Annotated in this window: 15 protein-coding genes; 5 read left to right on the top strand and 10 right to left on the bottom strand. The window is 40.6% G+C overall.

Going from position 1 to position 18,043, the window contains the following annotated elements; genetic code table 11:
- Positions 1-6: 6 nt before the first annotated feature.
- From FXV91_RS13365 to FXV91_RS13345, 5 genes are all read right to left on the bottom strand, one after another.
- Entirely contained in the window at positions 7-1,101 is a 1,095-nt protein-coding gene (locus FXV91_RS13365) for a prenyltransferase (protein WP_229391126.1), read from the bottom strand.
- 28 nt (positions 1,102-1,129) lie between these two features.
- Positions 1,130-2,023: a prenyltransferase gene (locus tag FXV91_RS13360; protein ID WP_229391124.1), complete on the bottom strand. Its 894-nt coding sequence runs from the start codon at positions 2,021-2,023 to the stop codon at positions 1,130-1,132.
- Between the two features lie 1,615 nt (positions 2,024-3,638).
- Complete coding sequence (locus FXV91_RS13355; RefSeq protein ID WP_275948904.1) at positions 3,639-3,851, bottom strand: ATP-binding cassette domain-containing protein; 213 nt, start codon at positions 3,849-3,851, stop codon at positions 3,639-3,641.
- A complete protein-coding gene (locus FXV91_RS13350; protein WP_229391122.1) occupies positions 3,844-4,041 on the bottom strand; it encodes a hypothetical protein in 198 nt (65 codons plus the stop codon). Before FXV91_RS13350 ends, FXV91_RS13355 begins: the two co-directional genes overlap by 8 nt.
- A 738-nt stretch (positions 4,042-4,779) precedes the next feature.
- On the bottom strand, positions 4,780-5,160 hold the full coding sequence (locus tag FXV91_RS13345) for a hypothetical protein (RefSeq protein ID WP_229391120.1): 381 nt from the start codon (positions 5,158-5,160) through the stop codon (positions 4,780-4,782).
- A gap of 435 nt (positions 5,161-5,595) precedes the next feature.
- Here FXV91_RS13345 and FXV91_RS13340 point away from each other — a divergent pair, with 435 nt between their 5' ends.
- From FXV91_RS13340 to FXV91_RS13330, 3 genes are all read left to right on the top strand, one after another.
- On the top strand, positions 5,596-6,165 hold the full coding sequence (locus FXV91_RS13340) for a YigZ family protein (RefSeq protein ID WP_229391119.1): 570 nt from the start codon (positions 5,596-5,598) through the stop codon (positions 6,163-6,165).
- Between the two features lie 265 nt (positions 6,166-6,430).
- Positions 6,431-7,564 (top strand): hypothetical protein, encoded by a 1,134-nt coding sequence (locus FXV91_RS13335; RefSeq protein ID WP_229391117.1) that lies wholly within the window; start codon positions 6,431-6,433, stop codon positions 7,562-7,564.
- 82 nt (positions 7,565-7,646) lie between these two features.
- Positions 7,647-8,507 carry a GNAT family N-acetyltransferase gene (locus FXV91_RS13330; RefSeq protein WP_229391115.1) on the top strand — a complete coding sequence of 287 codons (861 nt, stop codon included), beginning with the start codon at positions 7,647-7,649 and terminating at the stop codon, positions 8,505-8,507.
- 42 nt (positions 8,508-8,549) lie between these two features.
- Here FXV91_RS13330 and FXV91_RS13325 read toward each other — a convergent pair whose 3' ends face one another.
- On the bottom strand, positions 8,550-9,269 hold the full coding sequence (locus tag FXV91_RS13325) for a cupin domain-containing protein (protein WP_229391113.1): 720 nt from the start codon (positions 9,267-9,269) through the stop codon (positions 8,550-8,552).
- A 96-nt stretch (positions 9,270-9,365) separates the two neighbouring features.
- Here FXV91_RS13325 and FXV91_RS13320 point away from each other — a divergent pair, with 96 nt between their 5' ends.
- A complete protein-coding gene (locus tag FXV91_RS13320) occupies positions 9,366-10,340 on the top strand; it encodes an EamA family transporter (RefSeq protein WP_229391111.1) in 975 nt (324 codons plus the stop codon).
- Here FXV91_RS13320 and mtaA read toward each other — a convergent pair.
- Entirely contained in the window at positions 10,332-11,357 is a 1,026-nt protein-coding gene (mtaA, locus tag FXV91_RS13315) for a methylcobamide:CoM methyltransferase MtaA (protein ID WP_229391105.1), read from the bottom strand. The two genes, FXV91_RS13320 and mtaA, sit on opposite strands and share 9 nt — an antisense overlap.
- Before the next feature lie 176 nt (positions 11,358-11,533).
- Between mtaA and FXV91_RS13310 the strand changes: the two genes are divergently transcribed.
- Positions 11,534-11,842 (top strand): hypothetical protein, encoded by a 309-nt coding sequence (locus FXV91_RS13310; RefSeq protein WP_229391103.1) that lies wholly within the window; start codon positions 11,534-11,536, stop codon positions 11,840-11,842.
- A 96-nt stretch (positions 11,843-11,938) separates the two neighbouring features.
- Here FXV91_RS13310 and FXV91_RS13305 read toward each other — a convergent pair whose 3' ends face one another.
- From FXV91_RS13305 to FXV91_RS13295, 3 genes are all read right to left on the bottom strand, one after another.
- Positions 11,939-13,633 (bottom strand): histidine kinase N-terminal 7TM domain-containing protein, encoded by a 1,695-nt coding sequence (locus tag FXV91_RS13305; protein WP_229391101.1) that lies wholly within the window; start codon positions 13,631-13,633, stop codon positions 11,939-11,941.
- 713 nt (positions 13,634-14,346) lie between these two features.
- Complete coding sequence (locus FXV91_RS13300; RefSeq protein WP_229391099.1) at positions 14,347-15,450, bottom strand: hypothetical protein; 1,104 nt, start codon at positions 15,448-15,450, stop codon at positions 14,347-14,349.
- A 789-nt stretch (positions 15,451-16,239) separates the two neighbouring features.
- Positions 16,240-17,991, bottom strand: coding sequence for a hypothetical protein (locus tag FXV91_RS13295; RefSeq protein WP_229391097.1), 1,752 nt, complete (start codon positions 17,989-17,991; stop codon positions 16,240-16,242).
- Between the last annotated feature and the right edge of the window lie 52 nt (positions 17,992-18,043).

Raw genomic sequence — 18,043 nt, 5'->3', positions numbered from 1 at the left:
TTGCGGCTAGAAGAAGGAGTCAAGAATAATTGAGCCAGAATAGAGCACAAGTGAAACGTGATAAAAGAGAAGTGCAGAAAGACCTGCTTTCTGGCTTTTTTCTTTCAAAAGTTTGTAATTTGCAAATCCGATCACTAAAAACCCCAGTAAAAAGCCATAAAATGCAATAGATCCAAGCTGTTTCAGGAAAAGAAGCGCTGCAAGGTAATGCAAAAGCGTAAAGCCTGAGATCCAGAACAATGTCCCTTGCGTGCCGTAAAGCACAGGGACTGATTTTATTCCCCTTGCCCTGTCATTTTCCGTGTCAATGAAATCATTGACCGCAAGGTGTGCAAGGGTCCAGGGATAAAAAAAGAGCAGATAGAGAAACAGAGAGGTATCCGGCCGTCCATAACACAGGTAGCCTGCAACCGGAAAAAGGGCAAAGTCCATTCTTCCTATAAGCTGGGCAATGGGAAAACTCTGGTTTTTTCTTTTTACCTGATAAAAATACTCGATAATGCATGATGAAAGCATTGTGAGAAACACATACAGAGAGTTAGGGTAAGGTAAAGTCAGCATCAGGATTCCTGTTAGTGCAGAGAGTAATAGAAATACTGCCAGGGCAAAATCAGGAGAGAGCCTGCCTGAAGGAAGCGGACGGCTTTTGAAAGGTCTCCAGTAACCCGTGAGGGATTCCTCAACGTCGAGCCTGTCCCTTTTCCGATCAACATAGTCGTTGAGTACAAGCCCGCCTTCAAACCCGAAGAGCCCGATCAAAACCGCCTTGAGGGTTATTTCCCAGGAAAACTCTCCGTAATTACTAAAAGCAAGAGCAAGGCCTGAATAGAAAAGCAAAATCCAGACAAGAAAAAAATGAGCCCTTGTCAGGTCTATCAAGGCTTTAATAGTCTCTTTCGTGCCTTCAACATTCGTTCCCTCAACCCCGATAATATAAAAGAGAGTTATATGTTTATAGTTTTTGCAAACAAGAAAGTGAGAGACTAAAAACTGCTGATTCAAAAGGGAGTTAGTCAAAAAAGAGCATAAGTAAAGGGAGAGAGAAAAGGCAGGAAGAAAGAAGCAGCTGTCTTCAAACAGCCCTGCCTTCAGCTGTTCCAACTCCGCCGATCCGGTTCAATACACAGGCTCAATATATAAAGTCAAGAATAATCGAAACTGCATAAATTACCAGGGTTCCGTGGTAAACAGGCAGTATCTTCAAACCTGCATTCGGGTTCTTTTCTTTCCAGAGGTAAAGGTTTGCCCCTGCCAGGAGTACAAAGCCTGCAAGAAAGCCATAGTGAGCAATAATCCCAAGCTCCTTGAGGAAGAAAATCGCTGCAAAGAAATGCAGGAGCGTAAAGCCCGTAATCCAGTACATGGTCCCTTTTGAGCCGTAAAGGACAGTTATCGATTTCATGCCTTTTGCCCGGTCGTTTTCCAGGTCGATAAAATCGTTCAATCCCAGGTGCGCCATTGTCCAGGGATAGAAGAAAACCATATAAAGCAGCACTGTCATGTCCGGCTGCCCGTAGCAGAGGTAGCCTGCTGCCGGAAAGAGCGTAAAGTCAGTCCTTCCGAGAAGCTGGGCGATAGGGAGTTTCTGGTCTCTTTTTTTCACCTGATAAAAAACTTCAATGCCATAAGAGTACAGCATTATTGCGAAAACGTAAATGGAGTTTGGGTAGGGAAGCGTGAAAATCAGAGCAGAAGTGATCCCTGCGAGCAGGATAAACAGCCAGAAAGCCTTTTTTGAAGAAATCTTCCCTGAGGGAAGAGGTCTCTCTTTAAAAGGTCTCCAGTATTTTGTGAGGGTATTCTCCACATCAAGCCGGTCTCTTTTCCGATCCACATAATCGTTGAGCACGAAGCCGGCTTCAAACCCCAACAGACCTATCAGGGCAGCTTTGAGAATTAGCAGCCAGGAAAAACCGCCGTAGTTTGCAAAAGCAAGCACCAGCCCGGAGCAGAAAATAAGGGGCCAGGCAGGAAGAAAGTGAGCACGAGTGAGGTCGATGTAGGCTTTCAGGGTTTCTTTCATGTTTTTGGCCTCAATAACAATAGATTTGAATCTTTTGGCAACACAACACCAACCAGCCCGCATGCTACTGAATGTCTAAATGTTGATAAGAAAGTAAGTAAGATCTCAAGCTAATTATAAGACATTCTGAAGGGGCAGGAGTGCAGTTAACGTTTGTATGTACACTATTCTTTTTAAGTCTTGCATAAGTCCTTAAAGAAGCTTAAGATTTGACTGTCATGCAGTCAGTATTTAGCATTAAAAGCAGAATAAATTATTGTATCAGAAAGATACGGCGCGACTCGAAATGAGTTATAAGAATAATTTGCCATTCGCTTTTAGAAGAGGGTCAGCTCACTTATTTATTAATATTCTGCCATATGCAAGCAATTTGAACGAGAGTTTTAGATCAGCTCACTTACAATAATTTCAAGAGGGATTGCTGAATACATACGGCTTCAGTAAGTTAAAAATTTGCTACATTTTTCGTGTATAAAACACCTGATGAAAAGAAGAGTCTGGATTCAAAGGATAATTCGTAAAAAATTTGAGCATTTGTATCCTTTATCCATACCTATTCGACGAACATAGTAACTATAGCAACTAAGTGGTTAAGTAAGAAAGGTCATAGCTGCCTAAAAAGAAATACAATAAAGTGCGAATATCTGAAATGTATTACAAAATAATTAACCATCAAAATACCAAATACGAAAACATCTACAAAATTCCTCATTCGTAAAAAGAAAGATCAGTAGCCATCAATTCAAGCAAGTAAATCCAGGGATTTTTCCTTGTACTCGAAAGGATGGCTATGAGTTACTTCTTTTATGCAAAATACCCAGTAAATATTTATACTGGTTACCAGTGATTCTTTTTCATCTAAATAGGAATTTAAAAATTAATTTTAGCCTGACAAAAAATGGCATCATCAATATACCCTCCCGATTATTGATTATTTTCATAGATCTTTTCCTGGTACTTTGATTCCAAAGTATGTTTATAATCCTGGCTTTTGAATAGACCTATGGATCACTGAATTTCCCCCTAAGCGGGAGACTTATTTTGGAATCGAAGCACTAGTATAAGATAAAGATAAGTATTCTGAGTTTAGGTCCATAAGCTCCTTATGACCTCCCTGGCAACCCCAGATTACTAGATTCAATTTTCACCCCTGGCAATTAGTTTTAGAAATCTCTAAAACTGTAACTTCCATTCGAAAATAACAGATTTAGTTTAATTACTAGGAGTGTAATAAATAATATAATTGGAAGTTATATAAAATTGATAGAATATAATCTCTATATTATAAATAGTTTTGAAAAATCTGAAAAAAATACTCACTATGGGCTACTCTACTTGATTATAATTTGAAGTGACTTGATTTACGGGAAATAAACTCTGTAGATGCCCTCAATTTGATCAGAGAATTCTAAACTTTTCAGTTATATTATTCAAAACAGATTAATTTTGTTTCAAATTATTCCGAAGCTTTCTTTTCAGAGGTCTTCTCCAAATTTCTTATTTAGAACTAAAATTATTATCTCTACGATACTTTATCTAGTGTGCCCGACTTTACCAAAATTATGTGCACGTACCATCCAATTGTATACACTAACAGAAATTCCACTGGTTGGTTTTACTCTAACTCAAAAAAGAGGTCGGTGACCTTTTCTCCATCGATCCAGATATCTCCCGAGGTAGGGGTTTCAAGAAGGTTCAGGCAGCGAAGGAAGGTATTTTTTCCGGAGCCTGAGGGACCTATCACGCAGACCACTTCGCTTTCTTCAACTTTTTCGGTTATCCCTTTAAGAACTTTCAGACGTCCGAAACTTTTGTGGAGGTTATTCATTTCGATCACTTACGCCAAGCCTCCTCTCAATGTAATTAAGCACGCGGGAAATTCCCATGGTCAGGGCCAGGTACAGAAGGGCAACAGAGATGTATATTGGGAAAGCAGCAAAGGTCTTTGAGACATAAAGCATCCCGTTTTTGGAAAGCTCATGCACGCTGATGATTGCAAGAAGGGACGAATCTTTCAAAAGGGATATAAACTCGTTTCCGAGGAACCGGATTTCTCCACATCAACCATTAGTAAATAAGAAAAATAAATTCATGGTCAATCTTCATCGCTTACTTAATCGGCATGCCAATACAAAACCACTGTACAATACTTAAGCCGCTGAATATTGCGGCAGCATGCGATACTCTGTAAAAAACTGACATCTCTCTTGCACATCTCGCAGGGCAGGCAGATTCAATAAATTTGAGAACATGTATTTATATTTGTTTTTGAAGTTACTGAATAGCCCTGCGTGAAACCCAATCAAACTAGGAGATTTCAGGAACAATCCCTGGAAAAGTAAAAACATTCAGTATTTATTCAGGACGAGCTAAAAAATCCAAAAGCATACTTCGATGGCTTCAGAGAAAATTTACAGTGATCTCCTGAAACATAACGAAAAAAAATATTGAAGTATCTGCGGCTTTATCCCGAGGCTCTATATTAATAAATTATTTATTTTGGAACTAATACCTCCGGAAAATTTCAGCTGGCTCAATAATTTTCGTGTATTTTCAATTTTTATCCGATTACTTTATTTCTCACCGGATTTGTGACGGAAAATCAGGAGAAACGCTATGGCCGGAAATTTTAGAGAAAACCTCATTGCAAGGTTTTACAGGACTATAAGCTGATTATAGTCGATATTTCAAAAATAGAAATGTGTAGCCTGAAAAGGCTACGCGCATTGTTAGTTAGAATACACTGCTTATACAGTTTATTCTTCTTCTTCTTCTTCGACTACGTCTTCTTCAACAGTTTCGTTGTCGACAGCTTCTTCTTCATCTTCTTCGACTACGTCTTCTTCAACAGTTTCGTTGTCGACAGCTTCTTCGTCTTCGACAGCTTCTTCGTCTTCGACAGCTTCTTCGTCTTCAACAACTTCCACTTCTTCCAAGGCTATTTCTTCAAGAGCTGCGTCGTCGCCAGCTTCTACATCAGCGACTTCTTCGACGGTCTCAGCTTCTTCGTCAGCTATTGGGGTTTCTTCGATCGCTTCTTCAGTAGCTCCTTCTTCTGCATCTTCTGCACAGCCGGCTGCAAAGACGACAGTAGTAATTACGAGGAGCATTGCAATAATCTTTAACATTTTTTTCATTAATTTTACCTCTAAAAGTTCTCTTCCTTTTTTACACCCATCTCATATAGAATCATGAGACTTTATATGAGATATTTATGCATGACCAGCCAATTAGATTAAAACCTTTCGATTTGGTAAAAAAATAAGAGGACGAAGGGCTCCGAATTTCCCCAACATATAGCCATTTTTATCATTATGTAATTATAGACTTGTATTTGAATTCTAGTGAGTATATTTTGTGGAATCTTAGTCTTTAAATGACCTGAATAGGAAATACAGAAGCAAGGCTTGAGAAGCGGCGAGTCAGAGGGCAGCATAAAATTGCTCAAAGATATTATAATGTTCTCCTGGCGCGCGACTGTAAAACTTTAAAGCCTCAAGTGTAAAAGTAATTAACAAAGAAATGATGAGGGTAAAACACTGAATAATTATAAAACCCTGAAAAACTCTGGCATGGCTCAAAAAGAATTCAAAAATTCTATATTTATAGGATATGCCAGGCATGTAAAAAATGAAGCCGAAGCAAAAGCTTTCATCAAAGAAATAAAAGAGCTGCACAAAGACGCAGATCATAATGTCTCAGCCTATTTTGTAAAAGAAAGGAGTTCATTTGCCCTCAGATACGACGATGACGGAGAACCTGCGGGCAGTTCCGGAAAACCAGTTTTTAAGGTTCTCGAATCAAAGGGGCTCTATAACTCAGCTGTGGTTGTAACCCGATACTTTGGAGGAATAAAGCTGGGTTTTGGAGGGTTGTCCAGGGCTTACAGGGAAACAGCAATTTCAGCTGTCGAAAATGCAGGCATTATCGAAGTCTTTGAAGAGGTAAGGTTCACGGTACGCTTCGGATACTCGGAGATTCAGAAGATAAAGAATCTCATAGAGGAATACGGAAAAATCGAGCAGGAAAAGTACTCGGATGTCGTCGAATTTGGTTTCTTCATAAAAAAGGAATTTGAAGAGGAGTTTCGTGAAAAACTGGCAAAACTGACAGGGAATAAAGTTGAGCTTGAAAATGCTTAATTTAGAGCAGTTTGGCCTGATCTTGCATTAAGTTCCGCGAAAGTTTTCCCTCAAAAAAGAAAACACTAAAATTGTAGGAAACCGCTAAAAACTATGGAAGATATACATTATTTAGAGGTTACCTAGATATTGGAAATATTCTATGCTGGAAATAATTTAACGGAAAAAAATCGGTAGGTTAAACCGAAATTTAATCTGAAGTTGAAAGAATCTATACTCAAAAAATCTACACTAAAGCTCCAGAGGGAATATTGGAAGTGTAATATTGAGGCACAACAAATTTTCAATTATACTTATTTCAGTTGTTTTACTCATTGTACTGGGCGCATGTGCAGGTTCGGCTGCCAGCGAAGCTTTGAAAGGAACTGAGCAGGAGATTAATTCTGCTTTTAGTAACCAGATCAGCCCTGTAATTTCAGGGGACTACATTGTCTGGCAGGACGAACGGGACGGAAATTGGGATATTTATCTGTACGATATGTCTGTCGGAAGGACCGAATCTGCCCTGTTCAAGGACTCAAAAGATGAAGTGGAGCCCGCAATCTCAGGCAGCCGTGTGGTTGTCGCAGACAACAGAAGAGGCAACTATGATATTTATATGCACGATATTGCCTCTGGGGCAAAAACTCAGATCACTTCGGACAGGGCAGACCAGAAAGAGCCCGCAATCTCAGGGGACATAATTGTCTGGACGGACCGCAGAAATCAGAACACAGACATTTACATGTATGATATTACCTCGAAACAGGAAATACGAATAACAACCGATAAAGCCGATCAGAGCCAACCTGCGATCTGGGGGAATATCATAGTCTGGAAAGATATGCGCAACGGGAATGAAGATGTTTACATGTATAACATCGACACAGGGAAAGAAAGTCCCGTAGTTACGGACTCTGCAGGGCAGACAAACCCTGTTGTGGAAGGCGACTATATTGTCTGGGAAGACAGGCGCGCCGGAAACCTTGACATTTATATGTACGAAATTTCCAGCGGGAAAGAAATACCTGTTTGCATTGACCCGTCCCCACAAAAAACCCCTGCAATCTCGGACGGAAGAATAGTCTGGGCTGACGGGAGAATTAAAGGAACAAATATATTTATATACGACATCGCCACAGGGCAGGAAAAGACCGTTTCTACATCATCTGAATATGAAAGCAACCCTGCAATCGAAGGTAATCGGATAGTATGGCAGGACAAACGCAAAGGCACCATGGACGTTTTTGTGTTCACGGAAGACATTTCCGAGACCGGTGTAGCTGCCGGGGAAGAGATGGGAGCTGAAGCCGGAGACGGGGCAAAAGAATCACCCTTTGGAGTGTACCCTGTATTAGCAGCGGTTATAGCGGCTTATCTTATAATAACTTCAGGGAAAAACGGAAGAAGGAAAATTTAATTCTGTGCCTCTGACATCAGGCAAAAAACAGGTCAAGCAAATATACTTAAGAAATAAATAGAAAGTTAGAATATTTACTGTCATGGATAAGGACTCGGAACAAATTAAAAACCTGAAAGTCCGAAGAATGAAACGGGAAGAAGTCGAATTTGCAATTGAGATGGCAGCTGCCGAAGGCTGGAATCCCGGCATCCATGACGGAGAACTTTTTTACGAAGCTGACAAGGAAGGCTTTTTTATTGCAGAACTTGAAGGAAAGCCTGTAGGCTGTGCGTCTGCTGTTGCATATGACAGTGATTTCGGTTTTCTCGGGCTCTTTGTGGTCAAACCCGAACTCCAGAAAAAAGGCATAGGAATGAAACTGACCGAAAAATGCCTGGAACACCTGAGGGATAGAAATATCGGGCTTGATGGCGTTGTGGAAAACGAAAAGAAATACCAGAAAGTTATGAAATTCAGATCCTCTTATAGTAACCTGCGTTTTGAAGGTAAAGGTGGAGGAGAAAATCCGGATGGACTAGTAAAAATCTCGAAAGTTCCTTTTGAAAAACTGCTTGAGTATGACAGGAGGATGTTTCCTGCCCCAAGACCTGGTTTTTTGAAGAAATGGGTTGATCAGCCTGACTCATATGCTTTTGCAACCCTTGAAGACGGGAATCTCAAAGGATATGGAGTGATAAGGAAGTGCAGGATAGGTTATAAGATAGGCCCTCTTTTTGCGGATAACCAGGATACTGCAGAGAAAATTTTCAGGGCTCTTAGGGCTTCAGTTCCTGAGGAAACTATTTATTTTGATGTCCCCGAACCCAATAAAAAAGCAATGGAAATAGTAAAAAAATATCACATGAATGTGATGTTCAGGACTATACGCATGTACAACCGAAAAGAACCTGATATAGAGCTTGATAAGGTTTATGGGGTTACGAGTTTCGAACTTGGATAAGCAAAGAAGAAAAACAGGCGGGAAAAAAACGCAGGACAAGGGTCACAGTTCAATGTCCCGTATGTGCCGCTCATATTTTTCTTCCCAGGCAGGAGCTGTTATGCAGATCTGTTTGAGGTTTCCGCGGAACCAGAATCTCTTTCCCGCAGGCACCACTACCACATCCCCTGCCCTGACTTCAAATTCTCTGTCCTCAACTACCCATATGCCGGATCCTTCAAGAATATAATAAAAAAAGTCACTTTTTTCGTGGACAAACTCTTCTGCATGACCTGCTTCTGTTTCCTGGTACAGGACAGCGGCACTCTTGCATTCGTCTTTCGTGGTATAGATCCTCATCCAGACTCTGTGTTTCTCAATTAATTCTGCATTTTCGCGCCTGAAAACTATACGAGGAAGCTCTTCAGAATCAGCAGGAAACTCAGGAGAAAGGCATTTTTCATCATGTGCGTTAAGCAGGAGCATGTTCTTTTCAAACCCTCCCTTTTCCAGTTTTTTCTGCAGCCTCAACACCTCAAGACTCTCTTTTGAAGCCCCCCGAAGTTCGGCGATCCTGTAAATTACTTCCAGGAGGTCGGCAAGTTCCTCAAGCTCTTTACTCTGAAGGTACTCAGCCAGTTCTTCTCCAAGTTTGTTTTCTAGCTCAACGAGAAATCCGGGATCTGAAAGTTCTTTAGTTGCACATCCTCTGCCTGAATTCCGGATAATTTCCGGAATTTTATCCCTGACCGCTTTGCGACCGTTTTCTGTGGAAGATTTCATGAATTAGCCACCCTTGCCCGGTATTAGCTGCTGCCGAATTTCTTTAAACAGGTATATCCAATAAATATATGAGTGCTATTAGTATATCCATGCAGAATGTTTCTGGAGAGCAAAAAGGCACATCTGGCAGTTATTATCGGCTGCGTATTTTACAGCATGAACGGGCTTTTTATTTCCCGTATCCATGATATGGCTGTTTCTCCAGTAGTCTTTTACAGGTTGTTTTTCGGAATTCTGTTTCTTTTTATATATATAGCTGCAAGAGGAAAAATCTCAGACCTCAGGTTAAAGAAAAAGAAAGGAAGCCTGCTCCTGCAGGGAATGCTCGTGGTGGCGTGCATGCTGCTCTATTTTACCTGCCTGAAGATTACCTGCGTATCCATAGCAATTTTACTTCAGTATACAGCCCCGATTTATGTAATGCTGGCTTCCCCTTTTCTTCTGAAAGAGAGGATAGGAAAGGAAAGTATAGCTGCCCTTTTCATTGCGATTACAGGAGTATTTCTCATAGTCAGACCAGAGGGTGGACTTTCTGAAATTGAGTTTACCGGCACTTATATGCTGGGCATGGTAGCAGGACTGCTTTCTGGAGTTGTCTTTGCGGCTTTGATCCTGAACGTAAAAGTTTTAAAAGGAGAGTATCCGGAACTCGCAATTGTCTTCTGGCCCATGGGGATAGCTCTTTCGCTGCTGAGTCCCTTTGCATTTGAAGTATCTCGAACTGTCCTGTACAGTAACCTGAAAGTGCTCGCTGCTTTCGGGATAGTATCCATAGGCTTTGGGGAAATTTTTACAATTATCGGGTTTGCCAACCTTAAAGCCCAGACAGGAAGCCTCCTTGCCCTGATAGAACCTGTCAGCGGAGTTTTTTTTGATATAGCTGTGCTCGGGATTGCGCTGTCTTTAGAGACTCTTGCAGGTTGCGCCTTAATTATGGGCTCTGCATTGATTATAAGTCTTAAAGATTCCGAAAAGCTTCCAGAAAAAATAGGCGAAGGAGGTTCCGGGCATTTTCTAAAAAAATTCCCCCCTCAGGTTCCTCCTCCAACCCCTCCGAGAGATTCACGGTGAGCAGTACTCATCCCTTGCCCTGAAAAGTGCTTTTATGTTCTCGAGCGGGGTATGGGGAGCTAGCCCGCAGCCCGGAGCAAGGATATCAATCCCATCTTCAAGGCATGCCCTGGCTTCAATCATAACCTCTTCAGGTCCTTTTGTCAGCAGGGTATCGGAGGGAGATACATTTCCTATCAGGCGTACCCGATTGCCAACAATTCCTTTTGCAAAACTGACACCTACCTTTTCTTCAATGCTGATCCCTTCAAATCCGACGTCTGCCAGGGAGTCAAGCACAGATGTGGCGTCTCCACACATATGGAGGATTTTTAGTCCTTTAACCTCCCTGCAGAATTTCCTGTGGAATGGAAGAACAGATGTTTCGAACATCTGGGGGGCAATAATATCAGGCCCGGCTTCGGAGTCTATAAGGGTTACGACATCTGCCCCTCTTTCCAGTAAACCGTTCGCGTATTCTATACAGGCTTCTGTAAGAACTCCCATCAGTTCCTCAACAACTTCAGGATTTGTTACAAACCACATAAGATAATTTTTCATACCCGCAAGCATGGAGGCAAGTCCAGCAGGACCCACAAGCCCTGCAACAACAGGCACATCTTCCCCTACGTGTCCTTTGAGAATTTCAACTGCGTCCAGAACTACTGATGTCCGCCTGCTTTCAAGCAGAGAATCCGGGACTGTGATATCCTTAACATCTTTCTTTTTTTTGCAGGGGAAATCGATAACATAAGGCTGTATATCAACACTGCCTTCTGCTACCGTACAGCCCAGAGTTTCGGCAAGTACTGTAGTACAGAAAGGGCAGCGCACGTTCTCAAATCCTGCGATCTCGTATCCTCCCAGGGCAAGTGCCGCCATTTTGCTGGCATCGTAATTAGCCTGAGGCCAGTAAGCTCCTGTCATTTCCATAAGTTCTACAATGCCTGTCTGGGTTACGGAACAAACAGGAACCATATCAAGGGATTCGCCTTTCAGCGCTTTTTCAAATCTCTTATTCAGGGTAAATCCACTCATTTTTTCACCAGATATAATAGAGATGATAAGTAGAGATATTATGGTTGTTGAGAATCAACCGTCAACTCAAAGCCTCTAAGGAATTTGTTATTTATCATATACTAAGAAGCGCATATAAAAAAATATAAATTAAAAAACCTCACAGAAGTTAGGTAGAAATTGACGGGTGAGAAAAAATGGGAAAACCGAATGAACACAAACAAGAGAAACAGTGGATGGCACTTGCCTTTGCAATAGGTGCCGCCCTTGGAAGCCTTTATGGAGCTTTCATTCTCGGGCCTGCACTGGATAGTATTATGGAAGGGACAGCTATAGGCCTTGCAATAGGAATTGGAGCTGGAGTAAGTTTAGGAGCTTTCCTTGAAGTTAGGGCAAGACCCGAAAAAATGAACAGAAAGGAAAGTAAGCTGCTAATCGCTGTTGTAGCTACAACTTTGATTCTGGTCCTGTCAACTGTATTTATGGCCTATTCGGGTACTGCTTAATTTTGAGACATTTATCCTTCTAAATATTTACATTTGAAGCAAAACTTCTTTTAATTTAGGCTCAGGCTGAAAAGCTCCCATATAAGGTTCATAACGTTATTGAGAAGAGGCTTTGCGCCAGTTTCCCGGCGGTACGCTAATTTCAAACCTTGCACCTTCCCCTTCGATTCCCGTTTCAGTAATTTCCATGCCTGTAATGGAAAGTATGCCTCTGACCAGGAAAAGACCAAGCCCGGTATTTCGACCTACGGATTTTTCAAAAATAAGTGCTTTCATAAAAGGAGAGACTCCTATACCGTTGTCCTTTACTTTGATTACAACGCTTTCCCCGGCTATATGAGAGCTCACATCAATCTCGCTAACGTGATCTCCGTGAGCTCTTGCATTGTCAAACAGGTTGTAGAAAGCTTTTTTGAGCAGAGGATCTGCATATACTTCAAGTCCGTTATCCTCTATGGAGAACTTCAATCCCTGCCCGGAAAAGGCAAAAGCGGCCTCTTTTACAATGCTGCTTATAGACTGCCAGGTAGGAGAAACAACCCCGAGTTCCTGGTAATCCTTTGTGAAAATAATCTGGCTATGGATTGTTTCAATTCCTTTGTTAAGATTTCGGAGATATTTTGAGATCCTGAGATCTCCTTTTACGTCAGGAGGAAGCATTTCTGAGATCAGCTCGGTATACCCTGAAAGTACATTCACCTGATTGAGAATATCGTGCCGGGTAATATTGCTCATGAGGTTTATTTTTTTGTTTGCCTGTTTTAAAGCTTCCTGATACCGGTATATCTCAGTGATATCGTGGAGCATTACCAGCCTGCCCTCTGTATCATCCCTTGTCATCAGGGGACTAACACTGACAGTGAAGAATTTTGTTTCCAGGCCGCTCTTGAGTGAAATTTCCCTGGCGAAATCACCCTCTGAAGGATCCCCCAAAACTTCCACATCTTCTCCGAAAAGATCATTTATGTTTTTCCCTATGACCTCTTTTCTTCCTTTTCCGGCGAGTTCAAGTGCTGCTTTATTAATGTCCACTACAGAGTTTGTAATATCCACAACAATATATCCGTCATTCATGGATTCTATCACACTCTCTCTGGCAACTGGAATAATGTTAAGGAACTCATGCTCGATTGTGCCCCAGAAGAGAATCAGGCCGGTTATTGCAAAGGAAAAGGGGGTCGGATCAAAAAATTCAAAGGGCCCTACATTTGCGATATGAAGTAAATTTCCAAGTACTGGAACACAGGCAGCAGTGAGTGCGATGGCTGCCTGTGTTCCGTAAGGTGCTGTAAGGCGGACAAACTGCTTGAAAAAGAAAAAGATTCCTAAGAAGATCAAAACAAAAGAGTATGTATAAAAACTCCAGAAAAATGGACCATGCTTAAGTACAAGGAGAGGAAAGCCTCCAGAGACATCAAGATAAAAACCTTCAAAATACAGTCCATGGATTCGGTTTGTAAGCATTAACAGAATTGTAAGGCAGGGAAAAAGAAAAAGTAGTTTTTCATACTTTCGTGCAAACTGCCTGCATACTCCGGAGTACTCGGCTGCAAATAAAAACCACGCTACAGGAGCAAAGGCAATCCCCAGGTACTGGAGATGGGCAAATACATACTTATACTCAATATCTGTGAACCCGATTTCAAAAGCGTAATTCACTGACCAGAGAGCCATGCAGAGCATAATTAATATAAAATTCTTTGCAAAAGGCAAACTGCGGTAATTAAAGGCTTTGTATGCTCTAATTGCAAGCAAAGTGGATATAAGCCCTGAAAAAATTAATGCCCCCATATAGGGAAACGCAGCGGTGTGGATTTGCAGGCTGATAAGATGACCTTCCTTTTTTCAATTACTTTAGACGAATTGGGAGAGTCAGGAAATAGAAATAAAAAGACACCAGACGTTTTAATAGTTACACAAAGACTATCTATATAAATTTATGTATTAAGCACGAGAAGCAGATTACTTTCCGATATAGTATTCAAGGAATATGCCCAGAGAATGATTGATAAAGACCTGTAAGATACTCTCTGTAAAAAGCAAATAATATTTTTGCTCAGCTGGTACTCACATAATATGGTGAGTTTTCAGACCATTTGTTCAGATTAGTTTACAGCTCATCCGGATGTATTCAAACTATTTATTAGCGGGAAGGTCAATTGAATATTGAAGACCCTTTGAGTTTACCAGAATTGCCTTACTTTCTATTACCCTCGGGCATTGATTATAATTAATTCTTCATTTCTTAAATATTATATGATTCATTCTCTATACTTTATAACCTTTATTCTTATTATATTATGCGCCTGCAAGGGAATTGACCTGATAATTATTGATGTAAAAGCAGAGAAAAATGGGACAAACAGTGACAGGGATGTTTCTGCTGAAAGTGAATTTAAAAAATAGGGCAGGAAATTGCCCAATTTATATTATGTTGAATTCCAAAAGCCATCTGCAAAGCAGAAAGCTCGCCGAATCTAAAGATTTAACGACAATTGATGTGCTTACCAGACACCATTATTTTTAAGGGTTGCAAGGATATTGGTAAATTCACTGTTGAACCTGCACTTTCCAAAGTCTGGAGTATCCAGAATTTTCTGCTTTACAACCTGCAGCTCATTCATAAAACATCCTGAACCTTCAAAACCGGAAAATGAAGAGCTTTCATGCCCATATTCTCCGAAAGGCACGACATTTTCCTCCAGAATCTCCAGGAACCTGGGGTCAAGATCTTTCGTGAAATAAGTGTCCAGCACAAGGAGATTTACAATTCTCTCATAAAACTTTAGAAGCTCATAGTTTTCGCTTCCGGAAATATCAGAAGAAACATTACAGTAAATCTGGCCATGAATATAAGTCAAATAGCTGGAAAGGGTATTTATCAGAGATTCAAGGTTTTTTTCTTCGGGAAAGACAATAGGAAAACGCTTTAAAATTCCTGGAGTCAGGCTTCCATTGTAAAGCCCGCTACTCTGGCAGATCTCGGAAAAGACTCTTGAAATTGAACTGTTAAGTGCGGCAAGTACATAAAAAGATCTGGAGGAATCTTGAAGTACAACTCCACAGCCTTTTTCAAAAACATGGTTTCCTGCTGTATCAAAAGAAGCCTGAAAGCTGTAATGATCGGAAACGACAATTTTCGGGGTATTGATATATTGCAGCAGTTTGCATCCCCCAATACTGTAATCCGCAGAAGAAAGAGGCGTTGAGTCATGCTTAAAATTATTTTTGAATTGCGTAATCCTGGAATATGCCAGGGGGTACCTTGCCTTCAATTCTTCAGGTTCAAGGAGGCGACATCCTTTTCTCAGGCCATCTGCTTTAATCTCGTAAGGCAGCATGAAACAGTAAGGAGAGGGATGGACTGAATATTCGTTAGAAAAGGTACTGTCTATAAACGGATATACAAGTTCTTTTTCAAGGTTTATCTCTTTATTCATGCCCATGCATTTATAAGAAGTTTCAGGAGATCCGTCTTTCGGGAGGATCAACTTGTGCAGGTATTCGCTGTCAGTATTAATCCCGCAAAAAATATCTGCTGAAATATCATCCAGCGTGTTCGAAATCTTACTTATTTTTTCGATAATACTGTTTTTGCTCCAGAACATGATTGGTTTCACTTCTTTATAAGCTTGAAATTATTGTAGACTTGACTTTAATTCTATAAGCTGATCTATTCATTACAGCCAGTTTAACTCACTCAGAGCTGATTCCAGAAACCAAAAGGAAAAAGGAAATTCAGTTTCCGTAGAAAAAATCTGGAAAGATTTGGACCTTACGTGCTAACTTCTAGTAAGCAAATCCTTTAATCCGACCCTGTGAAGGCTAAAAATTCTCTCAGGGCTGTCGTTTTTAGTTAAAACTTTAGAGATTAAGGAGGTGAATAATCTGCAGGATTGATCCATGCTCCAGCAGCATAGGAGCCAGGGGATTAATCTTTCTGCACAGCAAAAATCTGAACCTTTAAAGGTCTCAGTAATTTAGACTGGAAAACTTGGCACTCTGCCCTGAGAGCACTTTTACCCCGTGCGTTAGAAAAGGTCAATATATATAAATGTTTCATAAAAATCTAAATGTGATGGGTCCAGAGATGATTTCGTAGATTAAAAATCAGAGAGCTAAATCCAGTACAGTAGCATGCGATGTAAAAGGTTAAGCGTTAAGGTAATTGCGATTCTTTCATGATACTACGAAATGATCTATTAAACGAAGCAAATTCGAAGTTGAAGTAAAATAAAGGGTTATCTGTCTGCGAGATACAACCATATGCGACATACGACCGTGTAAGATAAACAAATGTAACAAAAAATTAAAAAAAGTAAATGAGTTTGGAATAAAACATAATAATACGTTTTAAAAAACAAACACCCATTGGTATTTCTTTTTAGTGAAAGTGATCACTGTTCCGTGCCCTCCGGATATATGTTGTAAGTGTGGTTATTTTCAACCTGGAATGTGATTGATCCGTCCTCTTCGACCCTGTAACCTAGAGATTCACCCGAGGTATTGTTGTAAACCTGCGTATTGTTCCCGGCAATTACATTTACATTTATGAGTGCACTGGCACCATTTGTGTTTGCCTTGAACGTGAAATAATCTTCCCCATACTCCAGGGAATCGAAAAATGCATCATATGTGTTGCTATTCACCATATAATATTCGTAAAACGACACTATGGATACATCATTTGAATCGTAGTTGTCAGCCCATGTCTGAAATTTGGAGTAACTTATAGAGTACTTTATAGAGGGATCTTTATCGGTCTGGTGGGTAAAGACCGGATATGTCATCCCGGCCGATGATGCTGTTTCCCACCATCCCCAGGTATCATCATCCAGGTTTCCGACACTTTGTTCCGCATGAACCCCCGAGTTTCCATTTCTCCAGACCATTCCCAGGTTTTCGTATGCATAAATTGCATGTGTGATATTATCGCTATTTCTCAAAGAGCACCAGTTTGTCGGCTTTTCCCCTATTGTCTCATAAACGTACGAATACTCCTCATTCATCAATCCGTATGCTTCTTCAAGGGGAAGGAGGGTCAATTCTTTCGAATAATGTATGCCTGTATCCCAGGAATCATTTTCCACCAGGCTACGTAGGTACTCAAGTTCCGTTTCATTGCATTTCTTGAGAAGTCCTACATCGAACCATATCGTGCCTTTATCCCCTTTATTTATGAGATAATTAATACCCTGTTCCGTTGTATTCATGGGATGTGGCCCGTCAAGTCCAAAGGCAAGCATTCTGTTGTTTCCAATTGCTGTTATGAACTTTCTGTCCGCATACTGGTCTATACTATATATGTTCACATCAATGTACGTTCCTCTTCTGATGACAAAACTCGTGAACTTGATGTACCCGTTTGAAAAATCCACATAAGGCAGTTGCTGCCTCTCAAGGTCATAAAACGGAGTTACTATGTATGTGCCATCATTTACGACAACAGTATTTGTTTTGTTATATCCATCAAACATTATTTCGAAATCATATTTTTCACCGGCATTTCCCAGGTATATAGTTTCACATTTAAGTTCACCGGAAGGACTTTTGTAATAGCTGTTCAGGACGGATTTGTTATCTATTTCTGAAATTATCAACCTTGAACCCGGACTATTGAGTTCAACGAAACTTTCAGGGTCGTCCGCGTTTATATCCATTGAAATTTTATAGGTACATTTGGCCATCGGCGTAAAACCACATATATAAAGTGGCCCTACCTGTTTCGATTGTTCAAGATAATGTAGCAGTGGAATGGAAGCGCATTTACAGAAACTGTATGTCTTTGAAGACCCCCTGAAATATCCTACATATTTATCTATTCCAAAATTAGTGATAGGATCCACAACCGGAAGTATGAAGTAAGAAACTGGAGAGCAGTCTCTTGTAGTTGTATATTTTAACCCTGCCGAAGAATTATCAAAAATAACTTTTGATTCATGGATCCCGTAAATTGTGGAGTATAGTATATCGGAAGTCCCATTATTCTGGAGCTTTGCGACAAAGGCATTTCCCGGAACACCGTTATCTTCTGAAAAATTACCCGCGAAAAGCACAATATTACCCTGATTAATATTGTCGATCGTTTTTGAACTGCTTGTGTCCAGGGGAACTCCGAGTTCTCCGGCACATGAGTAGTTTAACGTCAACAATATGAAAAGAAATACTTTTATATGGTATGACCTCTTCATTTGCCCCCCT

This window comes from Methanosarcina sp. DH2, from assembly GCF_020804225.1.
Taxonomy (GTDB): domain Archaea; phylum Halobacteriota; class Methanosarcinia; order Methanosarcinales; family Methanosarcinaceae; genus Methanosarcina.
The sequence above is the reverse complement of the archived record's forward strand: the minus strand, read 5'-3'. Positions and strand labels throughout refer to the sequence as shown.

Coding starts and splice junctions, on each gene's coding strand:
- FXV91_RS13360 (WP_229391124.1), bottom strand. CDS start 2,023: ATGAAAGAAACCCTGAAAGCCTACATCGACCTCACTCGTGCTCACTTT.
- FXV91_RS13355 (WP_275948904.1), bottom strand. CDS start 3,851: ATGAATAACCTCCACAAAAGTTTCGGACGTCTGAAAGTTCTTAAAGGG.
- FXV91_RS13345 (WP_229391120.1), bottom strand. CDS start 5,160: ATGAAAAAAATGTTAAAGATTATTGCAATGCTCCTCGTAATTACTACT.
- FXV91_RS13340 (WP_229391119.1), top strand. CDS start 5,596: ATGGCTCAAAAAGAATTCAAAAATTCTATATTTATAGGATATGCCAGG.
- FXV91_RS13330 (WP_229391115.1), top strand. CDS start 7,647: ATGGATAAGGACTCGGAACAAATTAAAAACCTGAAAGTCCGAAGAATG.
- FXV91_RS13325 (WP_229391113.1), bottom strand. CDS start 9,269: ATGAAATCTTCCACAGAAAACGGTCGCAAAGCGGTCAGGGATAAAATT.
- FXV91_RS13320 (WP_229391111.1), top strand. CDS start 9,366: ATGTTTCTGGAGAGCAAAAAGGCACATCTGGCAGTTATTATCGGCTGC.
- mtaA (WP_229391105.1), bottom strand. CDS start 11,357: ATGAGTGGATTTACCCTGAATAAGAGATTTGAAAAAGCGCTGAAAGGC.
- FXV91_RS13310 (WP_229391103.1), top strand. CDS start 11,534: ATGGGAAAACCGAATGAACACAAACAAGAGAAACAGTGGATGGCACTT.
- FXV91_RS13305 (WP_229391101.1), bottom strand. CDS start 13,633: ATGGGGGCATTAATTTTTTCAGGGCTTATATCCACTTTGCTTGCAATT.
- FXV91_RS13300 (WP_229391099.1), bottom strand. CDS start 15,450: ATGTTCTGGAGCAAAAACAGTATTATCGAAAAAATAAGTAAGATTTCG.